This window comes from Altererythrobacter xiamenensis, assembly GCF_900177715.1.
Lineage (GTDB): Bacteria > Pseudomonadota > Alphaproteobacteria > Sphingomonadales > Sphingomonadaceae > Erythrobacter > Erythrobacter xiamenensis.
Genome location: NZ_FXWG01000003.1, coordinates 710,686 through 734,055, shown reverse-complemented (window position 1 = coordinate 734,055; position 23,370 = coordinate 710,686). Strand labels below are relative to the sequence as shown.

The following is a 23,370-nucleotide window of genomic DNA, read 5'->3' as shown; positions in this document are numbered from 1 at the left end:
ACGATGACCGATCAGAGCAAGATCCCCACCAAGGGTGCCAAGCCCGTAGACGCCGCCGGTTCGCTCTACGAGCGGGCCAACGGCATTTACGGCTTCGATTCGCTGCGCCCGAACGCGCCGCCGCGCAATCTGCCGCCCGCGCACAACGTAGCCCCGGTGCCGAGGCAGGCTCCTCAGCCTGTCGCTCGGCAAACGCCCTTCGCAGGCGTCGCAGAAGCACCGGTTACACCGGATGCGCCGGTAAAACCGCAAGCGCAGCGCGTGGCGCTTTCTGGCGGGCATGTCGCGATCGACCGAGAGCATCTGCGCGCCGGAGGCATGATCGTGCCCGACGGCCCGGTTACCGCGCTGCTTGAGGAATTCCGCATCGTGAAGCGCGAGATCCTGGGCGATGCGCGCGAAACCGGCACCGATGCTGCGCGCTGCATTCTCGTATGTTCGCCGCATTCGGGCGAGGGCAAGACCTATTGCGCGACCAATCTCGCAATCGCGATGGCGGCAGAGCGCGACATTGAAGTCGTTCTGGTCGATGCCGATTTCCACAAGCCGTCCGTTCCGCGCGTGCTCGGATTCGAGTCGCAGGCAGGGTTTATGGATACGCTGGCCGATCCCTCGATCGCGCCCGAAAGTCTCGTCCTCGAGACCGATATCGAGGGGCTTTTCGTCCTGCCCTCGGGCTCTCGCACGACGAGCGATGCAGAGTATCTCGCGAGCGAGCGCACCAGCGAAGTGCTGAGGCGTCTGACGCAGGGCGCGCCCAACCGTTTCCTCGTGTTCGACACGCCGCCTGCACTGGCTGCTTCTCCTGCCGCAGAGCTGGCCAAGCATGTCGGCCAGGCCCTGCTTGTCGCACGGGCGGATTCCACCGGGCAAAGCGCGCTCGAAGACGCGCACCAGCTGCTCTCGGCCTGTCCGGACATCAAGCTTCTTCTCAACGCAACCCACTTCTCTCCCTCGGGCCGCAGTTTCGGCACCTACGAGGGTTTCGGGAGCTAACCGATGCGTCTCACTCACTCATTCGGCGCTGCAATGACGGCCCTGGCGATGATCGCCTCGCCCGCCCTTGCGCAGGACAATGCCGGAGCGCCGCAACGAGGCCAGTCGGGCCGTGCGGTGGAGCTGTCGCCCTATATCGAGGTCTCGCAGGTGGTTCTCGCCGAGCTTTCGCCGGGCGACGACGTGCTCACCTACACCCAGGTCGCGGCCGGCGTCGACGCGGTCCTCACCGGTCGCAACAGCGGCGGTTCGGTCTCGCTGCGTTACGAACGAAATATCAGCTACGGCGACGATCAGCTCGATTCCGACACGATCAGCGGCGTTGCGCGCGGCTACATGTCGATCGTGCCCAATACGGTCACGCTGGAGGCCGGCGCTCTGGCGAGCCGCACCACGGTCGACGGCAGCGGCGGCACCTCTGCCAATCCGCTCGTCGTGCAAGACCAGGAAAGCCGCATCTATTCGGCCTATGCCGGGCCCAACGTGACCACCCGTGCGGGCGACGTTCACGTCAACGCGCTGGGCCGCGTGGGTTACACTCGCGTCGAATCGCCCGATGCGATCGTGACGACAGCGGGCGCAGAACCGCTCGACGTGTTCGATGACAGCGTGACCTATCGCGGTGAAGTGCACCTGGCGACCAAGCCGGGTGAACCGCTGCCTGTCGGAATTGCCGTAGGCGGGGGGATCTTCCAGGAAGACATCTCAAACCTCGACCAGCGCGTGCGTGATATCCACTGGCGCTCCGATGTAACCGTGCCGGTGTCCCCGACGCTCGCCGTGGTCGGCGGCGTCGGTTACGAGGATGTCGAGATATCGAGCCGCGACGTGCTGCGCGATGCCAATGGTACACCGGTTGTCGGCAGCGATGGACGTTTCGTAACCGACACATCCGCCCCGCGCCGGATTGCCTTCGACGTCGACGGCCTGATCTGGGATGCCGGTGTCATCTGGCGCCCGAGCCGCCGCACTTCGCTCGAGGCGCATGTCGGCCGCCGCTATGGCTCGACCACATATTACGGCAGCTTCGCCTGGGCGCCGAGCCCGCGCAGCGCCTTCAACCTCTCGGTCTATGACGGCGTCACCGGCTTCGGCGGCGTGCTGACCAACTCGCTGGCCGCTCTGCCGACGAAGTTCGAAGCGACGCGCAACGCGCTGACCGGCGACTTCAGCGGATGTGTCGCGGGGGAAACCGGCGCAAACTGCCTCGGCGTATTCGGTTCGATCCGCAGCTCGACCTTCCGTGGTCGCGGCGTGCAGGCGAGTTATTCGCGACAGGTCGGCAGGTACAGCGCCGCTGTCGCCGCCGGTTATGACCGCCGCAAGTTCATCGCTGCGCCGGGCACGATCCTCGCTGCGGCAAACGGCGTGACCGATGAAAGCTATTACATCACGACATCGGTTTCGGGCGAGCTCGGTGCCAACGCAGGTTTCACCGTCGGCAGCTATGTAAACTGGTTCGAGAGCGGCTTTGCCGATGGCGGCGATGTCGTCGCGATGGGTTCGTCGGCTTCGTATCGCCGCACGCTGACACCGAACCTCTCGGCGCGCGCCGCAGTGTCGCTCGATTATCTCGATTCCGATCTTTCGCCCGAAGACATCAAGGCAGCGAGCGGGCTGCTTGGTCTTCGCTACGACTTCTAAAGGGGCTTTGCAGTGTACGAGCATTTCTATGGCCTGAGCGGACGCCCGTTCCAGCTGACGCCCGATCCCGATTTCTACTTCGAAAGCGCAACCCACCGGAAGGCGCTGTCCTACCTCGGCTATGGCCTTGCGCAGGGTGAGGGCTTCATCGTCATCACGGGCGAAATCGGGGCGGGCAAATCCACGCTGGTCGCGCACCTGATGGGGCGCATCAATCCGGCGGAGCTGACCATCGCTCACGTGGTGACCAGCGCGCTCGACGGCGAGGAACTGATCCACGTCGTCGCGCAGAGCTTCGGTCTCCAGGTCCAGGGCCACGACAAGGCGACGGCGCTCGGCGTAATCGAACGATTCCTGCAGGATGAGGCGCGCGCAGGCCGCCGCTGCCTGCTGGTCGTCGACGAATGCCAGAACCTCGATATCGAGGCGCTGGAAGAGCTGCGCATGCTCTCGAACTTCCAGCTTGGTTCGCATCCGCTGCTGCAGAGCCTGCTGCTGGGTCAGCCGGAGTTCCGTGCACTCGTAGCCAATCATCCGGAGCTTGAACAACTGCGCCAGCGCATCATCGCTTCGCATCATCTCGATGCGCTGAAGCAGGGCGAGCTGCAGGCCTATGTCGAACACCGCATGACGCAGGTCGGGTGGCAGGGCAATCCGGCGCTCGACGCTGATTTCTTCGCCGCGCTCTACAAGGCGAGTGCCGGCATTCCGCGCCGCGTCAACCAGGTGATGAACCGCATGCTGCTGTTCGGCGCCGTCGAAGAACGGACCGAGTTCACGCCCGACATGCTTGCAGCTGTCATCGCCGAAATGGCGGGCGATACGCAGCACGGTTCTCAAAACGCACCTGTCCGCGCCGTGGCACCCGCGAAGGCGCAGCTGGCGTCCGCCAGTGCTCAGCCCCAGACTGACAACCGCGCCGAGATCGCTGCGCTTCTGAAACAGCGTGACGATCGAATCCTCCAGCTCGAACAGACGGTGGCGCAGCTTGCCCGCTCGAAGGCAACCGAGCCCGCCCCGATCGATGACGAGAGCAAGGCTGCGATTGCGGAGCTTGCATCGCGTTTCGAAGACCAGGAGCAATCGCTGCGTCATGTGCTGACCATGCTGATCGAGTGGTTCGAGGACGGAATCACGCGCGAGGCTGCCTGATGAACGACATGAGCGGCTTTCCCGCGTCCGACGCGCCGCGACCCGTCGTCAACGGCCTGTCGGTCGATGTCGAGGACTGGTTCCAGGTCGGCGCATTCGAAAACGTCATCGACCGCGACGACTGGGACTCGATTGCGACCCGCGTCGAGAGCAATGTCGATGCAATCATCGACCTGTTTGCCGAGGCCGATGTGAAAGCGACCTTCTTCACGCTGGGTTGGGTGGCGAAGCGCCATCCGGCGATGATGCGCCGCATCGTCGCAGCTGGTCACGAGGTCGCGAGCCATGGTTACGACCATGCGCGCGTGTTCACCTTCGACCCCAAGCAGTTTGCCGAGGACATCCAGCTCGCCCGCGACATTCTGCAGGAGACCACGGGGCAAGCTGTCACCGGCTACCGCGCGCCGAGCTTTTCGATCGACCAGCGCACCCCCTGGGCCTTCGATGTGCTGGCCGAGCATGGCTATGCCTACTCTTCCAGCGTCGCGCCTGTGGTCCATGACCATTATGGCTGGCCCGAGGCCCCGCGATTTGCTTTCAAGCCGATCGCGCATGCGAAGCTGATCGAGATTCCGGTCACGACCGCCCTGTTTCGCAATCGCCGCCTTGCAGCCGGGGGAGGGGGCTTCTTCCGCGTCCTGCCCTACGGTTTTTCGCGCTGGGCGATCCGTCAGGTCAACCGCGTCGCAGGGCGTCCGGCGGTGTTCTATTTTCATCCTTGGGAAGTCGATCCCGATCAGCCGCGCGTCGAGAATGCGCCGCTGCGGTCGCGCTTCCGGCACTACACCAATCTGAACCGGATGGCCGGCAAGCTGCGCGCGCTCACGAACGAGTTCGCCTGGGGCCGGATGGATGAGATCGCGACGTTGGAAGCCACTCGCGCTACGCGCTTCAATGTCTCCGACGAATTGGAGCCTGCCGAGTGAATGCGCCGCTCCGCCATTCTACCCGCATTCGCGCCATCGATCTGAGCGATCCGAACGAAACGTCGCGGATCGAGGGCTTCGTGCGCGATAACGGCGGATCGCTGTTCCAGCGCCCGCTCTGGCTACAAGCGGTGGAGCGTGGAACGGGGCAGGCTGCAACGGGGCTTGTGGCGGAAAAACTCGGCACAGTGACGGGGTGGTTGCCGCTGTCATCTGTGCAGTCGCCGCTGTTTGGGCGCGCGCTGGTGTCGAGCGGGTTCGGCGTTGGCGGCGGCGTGCTGGCCGTTGGTCCGGACACGGGCGAGGCGCTTTGCCGCGCCGTTCAGGAATATGCGGTGCGCACGTCGCATGCCTCGATCGAACTGCGGGGCGGGGCGATACCGGCTGATTGGGATAGTTGGGACGATCGCCATGCCAATTTTGCTGCCGATTTGGCTGATGATGAAGAGGCGCAACTGCTGTGGGTGCCGCGCAAACAGCGCGCCGACATTCGCAAGAGCCTCGATACCGATCTGACGGTTACGACCGGAAGCGACGAGCCGCATCGCGCCGCGCATTATGCGATCTATGCGGCCAGCGTGCACAATCTCGGCACGCCTGTTTTTCCCCGTTCGCTGTTCGACGCGATGCTCGACGCGTTTGGCGATAATGCCGATATCCTGACCGTCCACCATGCAGGCGAGCCGATCGCGAGCGTGCTGTCCTTCTATCATCGCGAAACCGTCATGCCGTTCTGGGGCGGCGGTGTGTTTGCCGCGCGCGCGCTCAAGGCCAATGAGCGGATGTATTACGAACTGATGCTCCATGCACGCAGGCGGGGCATGACCCGCTTCGATTTCGGACGTTCGAAAACCGGCAGCGGTCCGTTCAAATACAAGAAGAACTGGGGCTTTGAACCCGAAGCACTGACCTATGGCCTGTGGAGTGCGCCCGGAAGCGAGCCGCGCGATCTCGACCCGACCGATGCCTCCTATGCTGCCAAGATCGCGCTGTGGAAGAAGCTTCCCCTGCGCGTCGCCAATCTGATCGGACCCCATATCGCCCGCGGATTGGCGTGATGGGCGATATCCTCTTCCTTGCGCACCGCATTCCGTTCCCGCCCGACCGCGGCGACAAGATCCGCGCACATCATCTGCTCAAGCACCTTGCCGGCTTCGCGCCGGTGCACGTCGGCTGTTTCTGGGAAACCGAGAAAGACCGCGAGGCCGAGGGCGATCTGGCTCAGGTCGCGGCGAGCCATTGCCTCCTCCGGCGGGCGAAGCCGCTAGCCCTGGCGGGTGTCGAGGCGGTGCTTTCGGCGCGTCCGGTCAGCCTGACCGCATTTCATCATCGCACAATCGCCGAATGGGTCACACGCACAATTGCCGAACGCGACATCACGACGATCTTCGTCTTTTCGGGTCAGATGGGGCAGTACATCCCGCAAGATTTTGCCGGACAGGTGATCGTCGACTTGTGCGACGTGGATTCAGTCAAGTTCGAGGATTATGCCGAGGCTGGCGAGCGTGTCTGGCTCAACCGCCGTGAAGGGCGCTTGCTGCGGCAGGAAGAGGAACGCCTCGCGCACCGCGCCGATACGACGCTCCTGATCAGCGAGAATGAGAAGGCGGTGTTTCAAACCCGTCTCGGTAATGCGGCAGGTGCGCGCATTGCAGCGATTGGCAATGGTATCGACGCAGGCTTCTTCGATCCTTCGGTTGTCGAGCCGCATGGCGAGATTGCCTCGCGGCCAGGACCGCATTTCGTCTTCACCGGGCAGATGGATTACCGCCCGAACGAGGCTGCGGCGCTCTGGACGATCGAGCATTTCATGCCGGCGGTGCACACACGCTATCCGCAAGCCGAGTACCATGTGGTCGGCCGCAATCCGACCGCTGCCTTGCTGACGATAGCGAACGCGCCGGGTGTGACGGTATGGGGGGAGGTGCCCGATGTCCGGCCTTTCCTCGCCGCCGCCGATATTGCACTCACGCCGCTCACCATCGCGCGCGGGGTGCAGAACAAGGTGCTTGAGGCGATGGCGATGGAACTGCCGGTCCTGCTGACCGAGCAGGCCGCGACCGGCATCGCCGCGCAGGACGGTCAGGACTGGCTGGTCGCGCCTGCCGACGCTGACGCGATGGTGGAGCGGTTCGGAGCGCTGTGGTCCGACCGGACGGCGCATCATACCATGGGCAAAGCCGCCCGGCGCTTCGTGCTGGAGCATCACAGCTGGCCGGCCATGCTGGCCCCGCTCGATGCGATGGTCGCGGCATCCGCAGAGGCGCGCGATGCAGCCTGAGGTGATCTCGAACGACTGGCGCGAGCGCGGACTGGCCGGGCGTTTGCCCGATGGTTGGCGTGTGCCCCTCGGCTCGCTCGCGATCGCGTGGCTAGCCCTGATTGGTCTTGCCGCGCGCGAATGGGGCGAGATTCTCCACCAGTGGTGGAACATCGATACCTATAATCACATACTGCTGATCCCGCCGATCATCGCATGGCTCGTGGCGCTGCGCCGCGACGAATTGGTTCGGATCGAACCGAAGGCATGGTTGCCCGGGCTGGCTCTGGTTCTTGGCGCGCTCACGCTGTGGCTGATCGGACGCGCCACCGGCATCAACCTGATTGCCCATGCGGGCGCTGTTGCGGCGCTTCAGGCTGCGGTGATTGCGGTCCTCGGTCTGCGCACCAGCGCTTTGCTGTTTTTGCCACTCACCTTCATGGTCTTCCTCGTGCCCTTCGGCGACGAGCTCGTTCCCACGCTCCAGATGATCACCGCAGATATCGCCATCACGCTCACGCATTGGAGCGGCGTCCCTGCTGCCATCGACGGCATTTTCATCGATACTCCAGTCGGCCTGTTTATCGTTGCCGAAGCCTGTTCGGGTGTGAAATTCCTTGTCGCCATGGTCGCTTTGGGGACGCTCGTCTGCTTCACGGCCTTCGAAAGCTGGATGAAGCGGGCGCTGTTCATGCTTGCCTGCGTCATCGTCCCGATCCTCGCCAATGGCGTGCGCGCATGGGGCACGATCTACATCGCGCAAAGCCAGGGGGTGGAGTTTGCAGAGGGTTTCGACCACATTTTCTATGGCTGGATCTTCTTCGCCATCGTCGTGGCGATCCTGCTCGGCGCTGCGTGGCGTTTCATCGAGCGTGAGCCGGAGGATGCAGGGTGGTCACTCGACCAGATCGACGCCCAGGTACTGGTGGGCAAAGCCGAGGAACGTCCCATCCGCGCCACGACAGCACTTGCCGCAGTTCTCGCACTTGTCCTCATTTTCGCGCTCGTCGCGATTTACGCCACCGATGCGCTGATCTAGGCCGCCCAAATGTGCGGGATTGCGGGAATATTCCATCCTGAGACGGTGAAGCCGGTCGATCCCGTCCGGGTCGAGCGCATGTGCGATGCCATGGTCCATCGCGGCCCCGATGGTTCAGGCGTCTGGACAGCGCCGGGTATAGGCCTCGGCCATCGCCGCCTGTCGATCATCGACCTCGCAGGATCGCCCCAGCCGATGCACTCGGCAGACGGGCGCGCAGTGCTCAGCTTCAACGGCGAGATCTATAACTTCCGAGAGCTGCGCCGCGAGCTCGAGCGTGAGGGCGCGCGCTTCAAAACCGATGGCGACAGCGAGGTGATCCTCGCCGCGTGGCAGCGCTGGGGTGTCAATTGCCTTTCGCGGCTCGACGGAATGTTCGCCTTCGCCATCTGGGATACAGAGAAGCGCACGCTGTTCCTCGCCCGCGACAGGCTAGGCGTGAAGCCGCTGTTCTACACGCGGCTGAGCGATGGCAGCATCGCCTTCGCCTCCGAGCTAAAGGGGTTGCTGGCCCACCCGCTATTACGCCGCCGCGTCGATCTCGCGGCCGTCGATGACTTCCTCGCCTGGGGCTATGTCCCCGATACGCGCTCCATCCTCGAAGGGGTGCACAAGCTTCCCGCCGGCCATTTCATGCTGCTCGAGCAGGGCAAGCGCGTGAGCGAACCGAGGCGTTGGTGGGACGTCAGCTTTGCCGAGCGCCGCAAGGGTTCCGAAGCTGACCTGTCGGCGGAACTGGTCCACTTGCTGCGCGAAGCGGTGAGAAGCCGGATGGTCGCCGATGTTCCGCTCGGCGCGTTTCTATCGGGCGGGGTCGATTCCTCTTCGGTCGTGGCGCTGATGAGCGAAGCGAGCAACTCACCGGTAAAGACATGCTCGATCGGTTTCGACGTCGCCTCGGTAGACGAGACATCCTATGCCGAGACCATCGCGCAGCGCTATGCGACGGAGCATCGCAGCCGCACGGTCGGGCAGGATGACTTCGCCGAGATCGACCGGATTGCGGCGATGTTCGATGAACCCTTCGCCGATGCCTCTGCCTTGCCGACTTGGCGTGTATGCCAGCTTGCGCGCGAAAACGTCACCGTGGCCTTGTCGGGCGACGGGGCGGACGAGGCCTTTGCCGGGTATCGCCGGCAGGTCTTCCATGCGCATGAGGAGCGGGCGAGAGCGCTCATGCCCCCCGGATTGCGCAGTTCAATCTTCGGTACGCTTGGGCGCGCTTGGCCCAAGGCGGACTGGGCGCCGCGGTCATTGCGAGCCAAGGCAACCCTGCTCGCACTCGCGGAAAGCGGCGAGGAGGGGTACGCGCGGGGACTTTCGGTGCTCACCGCTCCGCAGCGTCAGCGCCTGTATGGTGATCGCGCGCGCCATGTGCTCGGGAACTATCGCGCGGAGGATGCCCTGACCCGGCTAATGCGCGAAGCGCCAGCTCGCAGCGGCTTGGACCGTGCGCAATATGCCGATCTCATGTTCTGGCTGCCCGGAGATATCCTGACCAAGGTCGATCGCACGAGCATGGCCGTCAGCCTCGAAGCACGCGAACCGCTGCTCGACCATCGCTTGATCGAGTTCGCGGCGAGCCTGCCCGACCGGATGCGGGTGAGGAGAAGCACAGGCAAGTATCTGCTCAAGAAGAGCATGGAGCGATATCTGCCCGACGACATACTCTATCGACCGAAACAGGGCTTTGTTACGCCAATCGCGCAATGGTTGCGCGGGCCGCTCGCAAATAGTGCCCGTGCCATCGCGAAAAGCGAAATGGTGGCGCAAACCGGCTGGTTCGACGCGCGCCGGATAAGCGATCTGGCCGAGGCGCATATTGCCGGAAAGCAGGACAATTCCAGAACCTTGTGGCAATTGATCATGCTCGAAAAATCCCTGTCGGGTCTCGCAATCAGTGAATGAATGGCCTGTGGTAGATTAGCCACAACAGGGCCCTGCGATGTCCCGATCAGGGACTCGGCTATCGTTAAAATGTAAAATTATATTTGCAAAGCAAGCGCCTGAAGGCCAAGATTCGGTTCAGCGGGAATTGGTTTTTGAGATTTTCTGACCCTGACTAGTAATCAGCTAGCCGGTTCAGTGACCTGGGGGCGCTAGTAATGGATGGTGCGGTAAGCAGAGCCATTCCCTTGTCGAGCGAGGAAGAAATCTTCGCGGAAAGTGCGCTGCACGCGACAATTCCGGCAGAACTATTTCAGCTCAAGGAGCTCGACGTCCTGTACGAGGACGCTTCGAATACCTTGTGGACTTTCATGAATCCGGAAGGCCGGCCGAGCTTTACGCCGTCCATGCTGCACGATTTCGAAAGCTGGCAGAGCATCATAACGCAAGGCTTCGGAGAGGGTGGTGTGCCCTTGCGGTACCTCGTCCTGGGCAGCAGGGCGCAGGATGTGTTCTGTTTCGGCGGCGATCTGGACTTGTTCCAGTCCCTCATTCGCAAGGGCGATCGCGATTCGCTGGTCGAGTACGGCCATCGGTGCTGCGCTATTCTCCATCGCAACATCAACACGCTCGGCATTCCGATGCTGACCATCGGTCTGGTGCAGGGCGCGGCGCTCGGTGGCGGCTTCGAAGCGCTGCTTTCGTTCGATTACATCGTCGCCGAACGCACTGCGACTTTCGGATTGCCTGAAGTGATGTTCGGTCTTTTCCCGGGGATGGGGGCACATGCTCTGCTTTCGCGGAAGATCGGCAGCGCGATGGCTGATCGTCTGATCGTGTCGAACGAGACCTTCACCGCCGAACAAATGTACGACCTCGGCATCGTTCACCATCTCGCCGAACCTGGCGACGGTGTGAATGCCTGCCGCGACTTCATCAAGAAATCCGAGCGCCGCCATGCCGGCCTGGTCGGCTCGCGCAAGGCGATGAAGCATGTCTGGGGGCTGGAACTGGAAGAACTCAATCGCATCACGGAACTGTGGGCCGATACCGCGCTGCAACTGCGTGAGCAGGATCTCAAGGTGATGAACCGTCTTGTTTCCGCCCAGGCGCGCCTGGCCGAGAGAATGGCTGCTGCCTGAAGCGCTTGCGGCCAGTTAACCCGCGCCGTGGCCGCGCGCCATGTACTCGTCGCTCTGCATTTCCCTGAGGCGGCTTGCGGTGCGTTCGAACTCGAAACTTCCGTCGCCCGCCTGATACAGCTCTTCGGGCTCGGCATCGGCGGTCGCGAAAAGCTTGACCTTCATCTCGTAGAGCGCATCGATCAGCTTGGTAAAGCGGATTGCTTCATTGCGCATGTCGGGGCCCATCTGCGGGATGCCTACGAGGATCACGGTGTGATAGCTGCGGGCGATCGCGAGGTAGTCGGACGATCCCCGGTTCTGACCGCAGAGGCGCTTGAAGCTGAAGACTGCCACGCCTTTGAGGCTCTTGGGCACGAAGAGCGTTCGTCCCCCGCCTAGCTCCAATTCCCCGCTCGGCACATGGTCGGCGTCCTCGGGCTTGTAGTCGGTCAGACGGAAGAACGCTTCGCGCACCTGCCGGGTTGCCGCATCACCGAGCGGGGTGTGCCAGCTTTCGATATCACCCAACCGGTCGAGCCTGTAGTCAACCGGCCCATCGAGCGCGAGGACGTCGAGTTCGGCTTCGACCAGATCGATGAATGGCAGGAATAGCGAGCGATTGAGACCGTCCTTGTAGAGGTCCTTCGGTGGCCGGTTGCTGGTGGTGACCACGGTCACCGAATGATCGACCATGAGTGCGGTGAAAAGCCGCGCCATGATCGCTGCGTCGGCCGTATTGGTGACAACCATCTCGTCAAAGGCGAGGCAGCGGACGCCCTCTGCAATGTCGCGCGCCGTCTTGGCGATGGGATCGCCCGGATCGGCTTCGCGCCAGGCGCGCATGCGCTGGTCCACCTCGAGCATGAATTCGTGAAAATGGACGCGCCGCTTCTCGTCGATCCCCAAGGTCTCGACGAACAGGTCCATTAGCATCGATTTGCCGCGACCGACGCCGCCCCACATGTAGACCCCGCGCGGGTTCGATTGCTTGCGCGCGAAGAGCTGCGAGAGAAGCCCTCCCGATGTTTCGGCTTCCAGTTCTTTCTGCAGCTGGTTGAGACGTTCGGCCGCTTTGCGCTGGTCGGGATCGGGCCGTAGCTCACCGGCTTCGACCAGCCGCTCGTAGCGGGCCAGCACTCCGCTCATGCGTTGAGCGGGCGCGGCGGAAACTTGCGGATGATGCCGCTGTAGGCGCAGATCGTTTCGTCTTCCTGCACCACTTCGCCGCGCACGAACACGAGCTTGCCGGTCTCGCGCGTGATCTCGGTCACCGCATCGAGCGGCTTCTTCGGGTCACCCCCGCCGATGAACTGCGTCGAAAGCTCCAGCGTGACAGAAGGTCCGGCATTACCGCTCCCGACCACATGCATGGTCGTGAAGAGCGATATGTCGATCAACGCGAGCGAGATCGCGCCATGAATGATGCCCTGAAGGTTCTCATGCTTGCGTTCCGGGAACATCCGCAAGCGACACTTGTCACCTTCACGCCGGGTGATGAGCTTACCCATCACCGCGCCATTAAACAGCGTGTCGTCCTTCAGGTTCCAGTGATTCCAGCCGGGGTTGTCCGGATCGGGCCCGTGCTCGAATACGTCGTCTTTCAGCGCCATCAAGGGATCAGATCTGACGCTCGGCCATCATCTTCTTCGTCTCGGCGATCGCCTTGGCGGGCGAGAGACCCTTCGGGCAGACATTCGCGCAGTTCATGATCGTGTGGCAACGATAGAGGCGGAAGGGGTCTTCCAGCTGGTCGAGCCGTTCGCCGGTCATTTCGTCGCGGCTGTCGGCCAGCCAGCGATAGGCCTGAAGCAGGATCGCCGGGCCAAGAAACTTGTCGCTATTCCACCAATAGCTCGGGCAACTGGTCGAGCAGCAGGCGCACAGGATGCACTCATACAGCCCGTCGAGCTTCTCGCGCTGTTCGGGCGACTGCAGCCGTTCCTTGCCGCTCGGCGTCGGGCTGACGGTCTGCAGCCAGGGACGGATCGAGGCGTATTGCGCGTAGAAATGCGTGAAGTCGGGCACGAGATCCTTGATCACGTCCATATGCGGAAGCGGCGTGATGCGAATCTCGCCCTTTAGATCTTCGATCGCCGTGGTGCAGGCGAGACCGTTCTTGCCGTTCATGTTCATCGCGCAGGATCCGCAGATCCCCTCGCGGCAAGAACGACGGAAGGTCAGCGTCGGATCGACTTCGTTCTTGATCTTGAACAGTGCGTCGAGAACCATCGGCCCGCAATTATCGAGGTCGAGCTCGAACGTGTCGTACCGCGGATTCTCTCCGCTGTCGGGATCAAAGCGATAGATCTTGAACTTCTTTATGCGGCCAGCGCCTTCCGCCCTATGCTCGCGGGTCTTGCCCGTGATCTTCGAGTTCTTGGGGAGGGTGAAAGTGGCCATATCGCTTGGTTTCCCGGGTAAATTGCTGGTGCCTATCTAACGATTTCGCCGCATGGCACAAGGGCGGGAAAGCGTGTGTTTGTGGCCAATTGTGCAACACAAGTCCTACTGGATGGAACACATGGAACGCAGTTCTGGCAAAAGAAATGAGGAGCATATGCGAAGCGCGGCAAGGAAAGAGCGAGCGGGAACCTGTTGGCCATGTCCGGCGCTCTACCGGTGATGGGCGATATAGGACAGGATTTCAGCTGCGCGGCGGTCTTCGGGGCAAGCGGCGGCATTGGCAAAGCACTGGTCGAAGGGCTGGCCGCCGGCGGCGTGTCGAAAATCCATGCCGGATCGCGTAGCGGGGCTGCGCTGGAAAGCGATGGGATCATTCCTTTCCGCTTCGATTATGATGATCCCGCCAGCATCGCCGATGCCGTAGAGGGCATGGGTGAGAACCCTCCAGCTCTGGTGATCGTGGCGACTGGCGTTCTGACGCTGGACGACGGCAGCGGGCCGGAAAAGAGCTTCAAGCAGATCGAGCCTGAGGTCATGGCTCGCACGCTCATGCTCAACACGGTCGGACCTGCGCTGGTCGCAAAGCACATGCTACCGCTTTTCCCGCGCAACCGACGCAGTGTTTTTGCAGCTCTCTCCGCCCGCGTCGGTTCGATCTCCGACAACCGTCTTGGCGGTTGGCATAGCTATCGCGCCTCGAAGGCGGCGCTGAATATGCTCATCCGCAACTATGCGATCGAGTTGGGCCGTACCCATGAGCAAGCCACAGTGGTGGGTCTCCATCCGGGGACCGTAGACACGCGGCTCTCGGAGCCATTTCAGGGCAACGTCCCCGAAAGCCAGCTCTTCACGCCCGAACGGTCTGCCAACCATTTGCTCGATGTTATTTCAGCCTTGACCCCGACAGACAGCGGCAAGTGCTTCGATTGGAAAGGCGAGGAAATTCCCGCCTGAGCGTTCGCACATTTTTATTGTCCCGATGTGGCCGTAATCGAAAATAATCTAAGGTCGCTTGGCTCGCCCAAGTGACCTTTTTTCGCGGACGCCCTGAAGGAGTGATTTTTGGAAATCCCGGGACCCAGATTGCGAATTGGGCGTTTTGTGAAGGTCCAAAAAAAGGGTCGGTCAGGAAACAGAGTTCGATGAGTAGCAGCGACGACAGCAGGGGTGGTCTGAGAGGATCGGGCCAGGCCCATCGTCCCATACACCCCAATCAGGGCACGAGAATGGGCTTCGAAGGCGCGAGTGGTCTGCTTTTCGAGCAGGCCATGGCGCAGACGCGCATGGCGGTCTGTCTGACGGATCCACGGCTGCCTGACGACCCCATCATCTTCTGCAACGAGGCGTTCGAGCAACTCACCGGGTATCGCCGCGAAGAAATCATCGGTCGAAACTGCCGCTTCCTGCAGGGTCCGGATACCGACCAACGACAAGTCACCAAGATCCGCGAGGCGATCCAGGAGGAAGACGTCGTCGTGGTCGAAATTCTGAATTATCGGAAAGACGGTTCCAGCTTCTGGAACACGCTTCACCTCGGCCCGATTTATGATGCAGAAGGCAACCTCACTTACTTCTTCGGTAGCCAATGGGACGTCACCGACATTCACCAATCCCGTGCAGAGGAACGCCATGCGAAGGCGCTGGCACGTGAAATTTCGCACCGCATGAAAAACGTCTTCGCCGTTATCGGCGGCATCGTGAACATCACCGGCCGCTCGATGGATGCGAAAAACGTTGCCAACAAGATCAACGACCGGGTCCAGGCGCTGGGGCGTTCTTACGAGCCGACGCTTGATGATGCCGTGCTCGGGACGATCCAGGTCGGCCAGGCGATTCGCGCTGTGCTCGCACCCTACGATCCGGAAGGCGATCGCATAAAGTTCAACGGCAATGGCGTACGTACAGAGCCAAACGCTATCTCGGCGATCGGATTGGCCCTGCACGAGCTTGCGGCCAACGCTACCAAATACGGCGCGCTGTCCAATGAAAACGGGGTGGTCGAAGTTTCCTGGGTCCACCGCAAAGACAAATTCGATCGCAATTCACTGGAGATCGAATGGGTTGAGAATGGCGGACCGCCGATCAAGGGCGAGCCGGATCCCGGTGGTACAGGTTTCGACATTGCCGATACCCTCTTGTCCCATTCGCGAGGCACCTTGGAGCGAGAATGGAATCCGGCCGGATTGCGCGCGGTAATTACCGTGCCGATCGGCAGTAGATAGGCCACCTAATGCAGACATTTCTAATTCTCGAAGACGAGCCATTGATCGCGATGGATCTCAAGATGGCTTTCGAAGACGCAGGCTATGCCGCTGTAACGACCATCGACAATTCCGAAGCAATTTCATGCATCGAACAATCGAACATCGAAGGTGCTATCCTCGATGTGAGCCTTGGCGGCGGGGAAACCTGCAGGAAGACGGCAGATTGCCTGTCGGAACGGAAAATCCCGTTCATCCTGCACACGGGCGACCTCGATAGGGTCGGCGAGTCGCTTCGTGCTATCGATGCTCCCGTGATAGCCAAGCCGCGCCCTGCCGATGACGTTATCGCAGCGCTGCTAACACTTCTCGGTTCGACGAAACCGCCGGTCGAGACCCACTAGCCCTTCGTCAGGCCGTTGCGGCGCAGGCTCTCGGCGAGGATCGTCTCGATCAACTGATCTTGCGTCCAGCCAGCCAGTTTAGCGGCACGACCGAAGACCTTTTCCGACCACAGATTGCAGTTCAGATTGAGCTCGAGGAAGGTCACCTCGCCGGTCTCTTCGTTGACCCGGAACTCGAAGCGACCGTAATCGAACGGGCGATACTCCTGCATCGCCTTGCGCGTGTATTCGGCAATGGTCGCGATCATGTCCTCGTTCTCGAACGGGTCGAGCGAGTATTTCTGGCTGCGGTCCACCAGGTCGCGCTTCTCCTGGTATGTCCGCAGGTGCGACGGATCGGCCTGGCGGAAGATCATCATCGGAAGGATCATGGGTTCGCCATTGATGGTGACGACCGGAACCTCGACATCGCTGCCATCGATGAAGGGCTCGACCAATGCATCGTGACCGAGCGCATGGACGCTGTTCACCGCTTCGAGAACGCTGTCCCAATCAGTCGCATCGTTGACGCCCCAACTGGCTGAGGATGCGTTTGGCTTGACCACGTAGCGCTCGCCCTGCGGGCACTTCGCCGGATCGATCGGCGCGCCCTTGCGGTATATTGCCCAAGGGGCCGTCGGCACCCCGGCCTCGCGCACCATATGCTTGGCGAGGTGTTTATCGTCCGACAGGCCGCGCAGGATCGGACTTGCGCCGAGATAGGGAATGCCCGCGCGTTCGCACAGCAGGGGGCCGAACATCTCCGAATTGAAGAAGCCGGCGCGATTGAGGAGCGGGAAGACGAAATCGAAATTCGGATCTTCGAGCAGATGTTCGAACCGGTTGCCGATGGTGAGGTTCAGGCCGAGCCCCTCCAGCACCTGGCGCATTTCGCGATGGTATTTGGCGTGATTGCCGTCTTCAGGGCTGCCCGTGCCGTCCCACAGCGCGTTCTTTGCGATAAACAGGATGTGGGTGTCGCGCTTGGTCGCTTCGTCGAGCACCAGGGGCGAATGGGTGAATTGCACGAGGTTGGGCCTTTCCATAATTGGCGCAGGCCCATAAAGCGGCGCGCGAAGGTCGCCAAGAGAAACGAGACGTAATGAGCACCAGAATCGCAATATTCCCCGATTTAGCGGGGAGTGTCGATGCATCTGTCGAGGCGGTTGAGCTGATCGAGGCTCTCTCATGCGGTGGGGATGCACGCATCACGCTCGATCCGGTGTCGGGGCTCAACCGTTATTTCTCAGCGCCTTATCCGCGCAAGACGCTGGCATATGCATCGTCGACCGCCAACGACTTGTCGCCTGACGCCTTTGCGCATCTCTTGGCGATGCAGGCAGAGGGTTTTCCAGAATATTCTGCTTGGCTCGAACAGATACGCGCGCGAATCCGTGCAGCTTATCGACTCGGCTCCGACATTGAGGTGGTATTCGCGCCATCCGGAACCGATCTCGAATATGTAGCGCTTGCCGCAGTGCAGGAAAAAGCATCGGGCGGCGTGCACAATATCCTTTTGGGTGCGGACGAGGTCGGTAGCGGCTGCATCCATTCGGCCCACGGTTGCTATTTCGCCAGCGAGACCGCGCTGGGCCTCGCAAGCGAGGTGGGACAGGAAGTCGAAGGTTTCGCCTCGATCAGCCTTGCCGATGTCCCGGTGCGTTGCGGCTACGGGCTCGCCAGATCGAGTGTACAGATTGCGCAGGCGATCGAGCAGGAAATCACGATCGCGCAAATGGCGGGAAGGCATGCGCTCATCCATGTCGTGCATGGCTCCAAGACCGGACTGATTTTGCCTGACATCGTGCAGATGGATGCTCTGCAACAGCGCTATTCCGATAATACGACCTTCGTGATCGATGCCTGCCAGGCACGGATCACGACAGAAGCCTTGCATGACTATCTCGATCGCGATGCCATAGTATTCCTGACCGGATCGAAGTTCATGGGCGGCCCTCCGTTCAACGGCTTTGCCCTGATGCGCAGGGAGGCGGTACAAAACGCGGCTAAGCTACCTGAGGGATTTGCGCGCATTTTCCGGAGAGCGGAGTTTCCGGCGCACTGGGCTGGCTGCGAGAGCCTGAACGATAGCGAGAACATCTCGCTTGCGCTTCGCTACGAAGCCTCCGTTTTCGAGCTCGAGCGATTTCAGAAGCTGCCCTTGGCGCAGATCGAACGGATCATCGCGGCGTTCTCGCAAGCGCTCGAGGATCAGATCCTCGCACCGCTCGGCCTGTCGCTGGTGGCACCGCATGCGGCCGGTGAGATTGGCGAGCCCGCCGAACACCCGATAGAAATGCAAACCCTGGCGACGGTGGATGTCAGCAGCCTGCCAGGCCTTGCGACCTTTGCCGATGCACAAAAGTGCCACCGCGAGTTGGCTTTGAGTGGCCTGCGTCTGGGTCAACCGGTCAAAAGTGTACGCAAGGATGGCGAATGGGGCGGCACATTGCGTATCGGTATGTCGATGCCACAGTTCGCGAGTTTCGCCATGCTTGACGATGATGCGCTTGCCGACCGGCTTTCAACGGACATGGCTCAGATCGCCAAAGCGATCAGCTCTTACCGACCCTGATCCTTTTTGGCGTTCCCAGAGGGCATTTTCGCGCTAGAAAGTTGCAGGATGGTTGATCTGGCAGAGGATGCCCGATGGGATTACAGAGTTGGTATGACGCGCATGTGATGCCGAAACTGGTCACCATGGCTTGTAGTCAGGGTCAGATCATGAAGCGGCGCTCGCAATTGGTGCCGCTGGCTTCAGGCGATGTTTTCGAGCTTGGCTGTGGCGGCGGACTCAATCAGCAATTTTACCAGACCAGTCTGGTTTCCAGCTTTTCCGGTATCGATCCGCATGGCGGGTTGCTCGATGCCGCACGCGAACGCGCCCGCGCCAAGGGGCTGCGTGCCGACATCAAGCAGGGAGCAGGGGAGGATATTCCCTTTGCCGACAGCCGCTTCGACACGGTTGTGTGCACTTTTACGCTGTGCTCGGTGGAAGACCCGGCGAGGGTAATGAAGGAAATGCGCCGCATTTTGAAGCCGGGTGGAAAGCTCCTCTTTCTCGAGCACGGGCGTGCACCCGACACCGATGTTGCAAAATGGCAGGATCGGATCGAGCCGATCTGGAAGCGCATGGCTGGCGGCTGCCACCTGACGCGTCCGATCGGGGCCGCGCTTCGCAGCGCGGGTTTCGATGTGGAACCGCTGGGGCAGGGCTATCTCCCGAAGGCGCCCAGGTTTGCCAGTTGGAACGAGTGGGGTGTGGCGCGCAGAGCAGGGGCCTGAAGCCACACTGCGCCGCGCGCCATCGACTCACATAACCGGCGCATTACTCACCAAACGTACGCTGCCACCAACCGCGGCGTGGTTTGCCGTCATCCGCTGTCGTGGGGGATGCGTCGCCTGAACCGTCGTCGTTGGATGCTTCCGCTGCTTTGGTTTCTTCCGCGGGAGATTCCTTGGGTTTCGACTTGGCCGGCGATTTGCGCTTCGGCTTTGGCTCTTCAGATGGTGCTGCCGCATCCTGCTTGGCGACCTCGTCGGTCGCATCATCGGATTTCTTTTTCCGCGGCGCGCGCTTTTTCTTCGGCTTTTCCTCCGCAGTTTTATCCGCATCGGCATCGGCATCGGCATCGGCTTCCGAAGTCGCGTCAGCCTTTTTCTTGCGGGGAGCGCGCTTCTTCTTCGGCTTCTCCTCAGCCATCTCTTCGGCGGTTTCCGGTGCGTCATCGGGACCGGCGACGACCGGCATGTCCTCGACCACCTGTTCCGAAACCTCTTCGAGGTTCTCGGCGTCGGACTTGCTCACCGCTTCGCCGTCGTCTTTCTTCTTCCGGCGGCGTCCACCGCGGCTGCGGCGTTTTTTCTTCGGCTGATCGTCATCACCATCACCGGGAGATTCCTCGGAGTCCTCCGTTGACTGGTTGCTGTCGTTGTCCTCTCCTTCCTGCGATTGATCGTCCTGGCGCTTCTTCCCGCGACCTCGGCCGCCACGACGGCGGCGGCGACGCTTCTTCTTCGGTGCATCGTCGTCATCATTGTCTGTGTCGGCGTCGGTCTCATTCTCATCCTCGTCGTCGAGGATGTCGTCATCGTCATCATCATCGACAATCGGATCGAACTTCGGCGCTTCGGAGGGGCGGGGCCCCGCACTCGAAACGCTCATCTTGGCGCCTTCGTCTTCGCCTTCCGGGCATACTTCCACGGTGACGCCATAGCGCTGCTCGATCTCCACGAGATCGTTGCGCTTTTCGTTGAGCAGATAGATCGCCGCTTCGGTGCTCGCACCCAGCTTGATGATCGTGCCTTTGCCCTTGGCCGCCTCGTCCTCGATAAGACGCAGGGCCGAAAGTCCGGCCGAGGAGGCGGTGCGGACGAGACCGGTCCCGTCGCAGTGAGGACATTCGCGTGTCGTCGCTTCGAGCACGCCCGTGCGCAGACGCTGGCGGCTCATTTCCATGAGGCCGAAGCCCGAAATGCGGCCGACCTGGATCCGCGCGCGGTCGGTCTTGAGCGCGTCCTTCATCGCGCGCTCGACCTTCCGGACGTTGGAATTGTATTCCATGTCGATGAAGTCGATCACCACGAGGCCCGCCATGTCGCGCAGGCGCAGCTGGCGTGCAATTTCTCGCGCTGCTTCGAGATTGGTGTGGAGCGCGGTCTGCTCGATCCCGTGTTCCTTGGTCGAACGGCCGGAGTTGATGTCGATCGAAACCAACGCCTCGGTCGGGTTAATGATCAGATAGCCGCCCGATTTGAGCTGGACCATCGGGTCATACATGGCCCGCAACTGGTCCTCCGCGCCATACCGCTGGAACAGCGGAACCGGGTCCGAATAGGCTTTCACCCTTCGGGCATGGCTCGGCATCAGCAGCTTCATGAACTGCTTGGCAGACTTATAACCTTCCTCACCCTCGACCACGACTTCCTCGATGTCGCGATTGTAGATGTCGCGGATCGCACGTTTGATCAGGTCGCTGTCCGAGTGGATCAGTGCAGGGGCGGTGGAGGACAGAGTCTTCTCGCGTATTTCGTCCCACAGCCGCGCAAGGTAATCGAAATCGCGCTTGATCTCGGTCTTGGTGCGGCTGAGGCCCGCCGTACGAACGATCAGGCCCATCGTCTTGGGCAGCTTGAGGTCGGAGACGACCTGCTTCAACCGCTTGCGGTCGCTGGCGGAGTTGATCTTGCGACTGATCCCGCCGCCATGCGACGAGTTCGGCATGAGCACGGTGTAACGCCCGGCGAGGCTGAGATAAGTGGTCAGCGCGGCACCCTTGTTGCCGCGTTCTTCCTTCACGACCTGGACGAGCAGTACCTGGCGGCGCTGAATAACGTCCTGAATCTTGTAGCGGCGACGCAGCGCCATGCGCTTTGCGCGGACTTCGTCGACTTCCTTGGAGCGCGAACGACCGCCCTTGTTCTTGGCGCCTTGGCGCCGGCGACCGCGCCCACGCCGGCCACGACCTTGATTGTTGTCATCGTCCGAGGAGTCAGAATCATCATCATCTTCGTCGTCATCATCTTCATCGCCATTCCCATCGACATGTCCGTCTTCGATGGTTGCGACCTTGTCCTTCTCGCTGGTGTCGATTTCCTCGACCCCGTCCTCGGCGAGGTCTTCTGCCAGCGCCTCGGCCGATTCTTCATCATCGGCATCGTATTCATCGCCGGGAATTTCGCCGCGATCTTCTTCTTCGGCGCGCAGACGCGCTTCTTCTTCAGCCGCTTCTGCCTCTTCGGCGAGCAGTCTTGCGCGATCCTCATGAGGGATCTGGTAGTAATCGGGGTGGATTTCGTTGAAGGCGAGGAAGCCGTGGCGATTGCCGCCAAAATCGACGAATGCCGCCTGCAGCGATGGTTCTACTCGGGTTACCTTGGCGAGGTAGATATTTCCTTTGATCTGCTTGTGTTCAGCAGATTCGAAATCAAATTCGTCGATCCGGTTGCCTTTGAGCACCGCTACCCGGGTCTCTTCCGAGTGGCGCGCGTCGATTAGCATGCGCGTTGCCATGTAATTGTCTCCAGGCGCCGCTTCGCAAGGGAGTTTCATCCCGAGTGGGCGGCGCGTCTATATGATTGCCTGGCGGGAGCGTTGCGCCCGCGGCATATTTTGATGTGAGGATATCCCCGAAGATTAACGACGGGGAGGAAAGCTTCGTGTCTGCAGGGGCGAGACTGCACATCCATTGTGCCGTCCGGCCCGCGTAATCCGCCGCGCGCGACAAGCGCTGCTGCTGGAATTGCGGGGAGGAACGTCGCGTCACTGCATCAACCTGTTACGGGGCCCTGGGAAATTGTTTCCCGAGGCTTCGGTAGGAATAGCCGCAGCAAGTAAAAACTGTGCAAACGGGCAAACTCGTTACCGGTTTGTCCTGCTAGCATCGTGTATTACGCCTCGCAACCATATTGCGTTTGTCCTGCGCAACAACGTAACCAAATGCGGTCATGACGCTTCGCGCACATATCCTGCTGATCGTGCTGCTGCCGGTGCTGCTGTTCGCCGGGCTTGCCGCTACAGGGACGAAGCTATCGGTGCCGGCTTTGGGGCGAGAATATGTGCTGCGGCTGTTAATGCCCGACACCGCAGAACGCGTTGCGCTGCCCAATGTGCTGGGCCCCGATGATCCGTCGCGCCCGCTCGTCGTAATCGATGCCGGGCACGGCGGCCGCGATCCGGGTGCAGTGGGCCAGGGTGTGCGCGAGAAGGATATTACCTTGGCGTTAGCTCTCGCGCTGCGTGACGAACTGCTCGAACAGGGCGGTACGCGCATCGCACTGACCCGCAGCGACGATCGGCTTCTGGTGCTTGGAGAGCGGCCCGAGATAGCGCGGCGAATGGATGCCGATCTCTTCCTCTCCATTCACGCGGATTCAGCTGGCGAGAAGAGCGACGTCGGCGGGGCGAGCATCTACACTCTTTCGAACAGGGCATCGTCGCAGGCAGCGGCAAGATTTGCAGCGCGCGAGAACGATGCGGACCGCCTCAACGGCATATCGATCGAGGGGCAGAGCGAGGAAGTAAGCTCGATCCTCGTGGAATTGTCGCAGCGCAGGTCGCAGGAACAATCCAACGAGTTCGCCTCGCTCATCTTGCGCGAGGGGGAGGGGCGATTGGCGTTTCATCCCAGTCCGAAGCGCTCCGCGGCTCTTGCCGTGTTGCGCGCGCCCGACATGCCATCGGTCCTGTTCGAATCGGGCTTCGTGACCAATCCCGAAGAGGCGCAGCGGCTTACTTCCGAGGAATGGCGTCAAGAATTTGCCGAAACGATGGCGCGAGCCATCCGCATCTATTTCGCGCGCCGGTCGCAGGGCTGATCGTTCGGAAACCGTTCAGCGCAATCGCGCTAGCGTAG

Annotated in this window: 20 protein-coding genes; 15 read left to right on the top strand and 5 right to left on the bottom strand. The window is 61.5% G+C overall.

What is annotated here, in order from left to right; translation table 11 throughout:
- Window positions 1-3: 3 nt before the first annotated feature.
- From CCE89_RS14140 to CCE89_RS14100, 9 genes are all read left to right on the top strand, one after another.
- A complete protein-coding gene (locus tag CCE89_RS14140; protein WP_086438682.1) occupies window positions 4-996 on the top strand; it encodes a P-loop NTPase in 993 nt (330 codons plus the stop codon).
- 3 nt (window positions 997-999) lie between these two features.
- Window positions 1,000-2,640, top strand: coding sequence for a preprotein translocase subunit YajC (locus CCE89_RS14135; protein WP_086438681.1), 1,641 nt, complete (start codon window positions 1,000-1,002; stop codon window positions 2,638-2,640).
- A gap of 12 nt (window positions 2,641-2,652) precedes the next feature.
- Entirely contained in the window at window positions 2,653-3,792 is a 1,140-nt protein-coding gene (locus CCE89_RS14130) for an XrtA/PEP-CTERM system-associated ATPase (RefSeq protein WP_086438680.1), read from the top strand.
- Complete coding sequence (locus tag CCE89_RS14125) at window positions 3,792-4,718, top strand: XrtA system polysaccharide deacetylase (protein ID WP_086438679.1); 927 nt, start codon at window positions 3,792-3,794, stop codon at window positions 4,716-4,718. Before CCE89_RS14130 ends, CCE89_RS14125 begins: the two co-directional genes overlap by 1 nt.
- Window positions 4,715-5,776 carry a FemAB family XrtA/PEP-CTERM system-associated protein gene (locus CCE89_RS14120; protein WP_086438678.1) on the top strand — a complete coding sequence of 354 codons (1,062 nt, stop codon included), beginning with the start codon at window positions 4,715-4,717 and terminating at the stop codon, window positions 5,774-5,776. Before CCE89_RS14125 ends, CCE89_RS14120 begins: the two co-directional genes overlap by 4 nt.
- Window positions 5,776-6,999 (top strand): TIGR03087 family PEP-CTERM/XrtA system glycosyltransferase, encoded by a 1,224-nt coding sequence (locus CCE89_RS14115; RefSeq protein ID WP_086438677.1) that lies wholly within the window; start codon window positions 5,776-5,778, stop codon window positions 6,997-6,999. Before CCE89_RS14120 ends, CCE89_RS14115 begins: the two co-directional genes overlap by 1 nt.
- Window positions 6,989-8,017 carry an exosortase A gene (xrtA, locus tag CCE89_RS14110; protein ID WP_086438676.1) on the top strand — a complete coding sequence of 343 codons (1,029 nt, stop codon included), beginning with the start codon at window positions 6,989-6,991 and terminating at the stop codon, window positions 8,015-8,017. The genes CCE89_RS14115 and xrtA overlap by 11 nt, the downstream gene beginning before the upstream one ends.
- 9 nt (window positions 8,018-8,026) lie before the next feature.
- A complete protein-coding gene (locus CCE89_RS14105) occupies window positions 8,027-9,925 on the top strand; it encodes an XrtA/PEP-CTERM system amidotransferase (RefSeq protein ID WP_086438675.1) in 1,899 nt (632 codons plus the stop codon).
- Between the two features lie 197 nt (window positions 9,926-10,122).
- The gene (locus CCE89_RS14100) at window positions 10,123-11,046 is read left to right on the top strand and encodes a crotonase/enoyl-CoA hydratase family protein (RefSeq protein ID WP_086438674.1); all 924 of its coding nucleotides are present in this window, start codon (window positions 10,123-10,125) and stop codon (window positions 11,044-11,046) included.
- 15 nt (window positions 11,047-11,061) lie between these two features.
- Here the strand turns inward: CCE89_RS14100 and zapE are convergent, their stop codons facing one another.
- From zapE to CCE89_RS14085, 3 genes are read right to left on the bottom strand one after another with little or no spacing between them, the layout of a single operon-like run.
- On the bottom strand, window positions 11,062-12,174 hold the full coding sequence (gene zapE / locus CCE89_RS14095) for a cell division protein ZapE (RefSeq protein ID WP_086438673.1): 1,113 nt from the start codon (window positions 12,172-12,174) through the stop codon (window positions 11,062-11,064).
- Window positions 12,171-12,638: a PaaI family thioesterase gene (locus tag CCE89_RS14090; protein ID WP_086438672.1), complete on the bottom strand. Its 468-nt coding sequence runs from the start codon at window positions 12,636-12,638 to the stop codon at window positions 12,171-12,173. Before CCE89_RS14090 ends, zapE begins: the two co-directional genes overlap by 4 nt.
- Window positions 12,639-12,645: 7 nt before the next feature.
- Window positions 12,646-13,428, bottom strand: coding sequence for a succinate dehydrogenase iron-sulfur subunit (locus CCE89_RS14085; protein WP_086438671.1), 783 nt, complete (start codon window positions 13,426-13,428; stop codon window positions 12,646-12,648).
- 201 nt (window positions 13,429-13,629) lie between these two features.
- On the opposite strand from CCE89_RS14085, the gene CCE89_RS14080 reads away from it, so the two are divergent.
- The 3 genes from CCE89_RS14080 (at window position 13,630) to CCE89_RS14070 (ending at window position 16,036) form a co-directional block, all read left to right on the top strand.
- Window positions 13,630-14,385 carry an SDR family NAD(P)-dependent oxidoreductase gene (locus CCE89_RS14080; RefSeq protein ID WP_234990096.1) on the top strand — a complete coding sequence of 252 codons (756 nt, stop codon included), beginning with the start codon at window positions 13,630-13,632 and terminating at the stop codon, window positions 14,383-14,385.
- 71 nt (window positions 14,386-14,456) lie between these two features.
- Window positions 14,457-15,653, top strand: coding sequence for a PAS domain-containing protein (locus tag CCE89_RS14075; protein ID WP_327078650.1), 1,197 nt, complete (start codon window positions 14,457-14,459; stop codon window positions 15,651-15,653).
- 8 nt (window positions 15,654-15,661) lie between these two features.
- Window positions 15,662-16,036 (top strand): response regulator, encoded by a 375-nt coding sequence (locus tag CCE89_RS14070; RefSeq protein ID WP_086438668.1) that lies wholly within the window; start codon window positions 15,662-15,664, stop codon window positions 16,034-16,036.
- Here CCE89_RS14070 and CCE89_RS14065 read toward each other — a convergent pair.
- Window positions 16,033-17,061, bottom strand: a complete 1,029-nt coding sequence (locus tag CCE89_RS14065) for a D-alanine--D-alanine ligase family protein (RefSeq protein WP_086438667.1) — start codon at window positions 17,059-17,061, stop codon at window positions 16,033-16,035. The genes CCE89_RS14070 and CCE89_RS14065 overlap by 4 nt on opposite strands.
- A 56-nt stretch (window positions 17,062-17,117) precedes the next feature.
- Here CCE89_RS14065 and CCE89_RS14060 point away from each other — a divergent pair, with 56 nt between their 5' ends.
- Both CCE89_RS14060 and CCE89_RS14055 read left to right on the top strand, forming a co-directional pair.
- The gene (locus tag CCE89_RS14060) at window positions 17,118-18,590 is read left to right on the top strand and encodes a hypothetical protein (protein WP_143256051.1); all 1,473 of its coding nucleotides are present in this window, start codon (window positions 17,118-17,120) and stop codon (window positions 18,588-18,590) included.
- Between the two features lie 74 nt (window positions 18,591-18,664).
- Window positions 18,665-19,300 carry a class I SAM-dependent methyltransferase gene (locus CCE89_RS14055; protein WP_086438665.1) on the top strand — a complete coding sequence of 212 codons (636 nt, stop codon included), beginning with the start codon at window positions 18,665-18,667 and terminating at the stop codon, window positions 19,298-19,300.
- A 43-nt stretch (window positions 19,301-19,343) separates the two neighbouring features.
- On the opposite strand, the gene CCE89_RS14050 is transcribed toward CCE89_RS14055, so the two are convergent.
- Window positions 19,344-22,028 (bottom strand): Rne/Rng family ribonuclease, encoded by a 2,685-nt coding sequence (locus CCE89_RS14050; protein WP_086438832.1) that lies wholly within the window; start codon window positions 22,026-22,028, stop codon window positions 19,344-19,346.
- Window positions 22,029-22,462: 434 nt separating this feature from the next.
- Here CCE89_RS14050 and CCE89_RS14045 point away from each other — a divergent pair, with 434 nt between their 5' ends.
- Window positions 22,463-23,332 carry an N-acetylmuramoyl-L-alanine amidase family protein gene (locus CCE89_RS14045; protein WP_086438664.1) on the top strand — a complete coding sequence of 290 codons (870 nt, stop codon included), beginning with the start codon at window positions 22,463-22,465 and terminating at the stop codon, window positions 23,330-23,332.
- Window positions 23,333-23,370 lie beyond the last annotated feature (38 nt).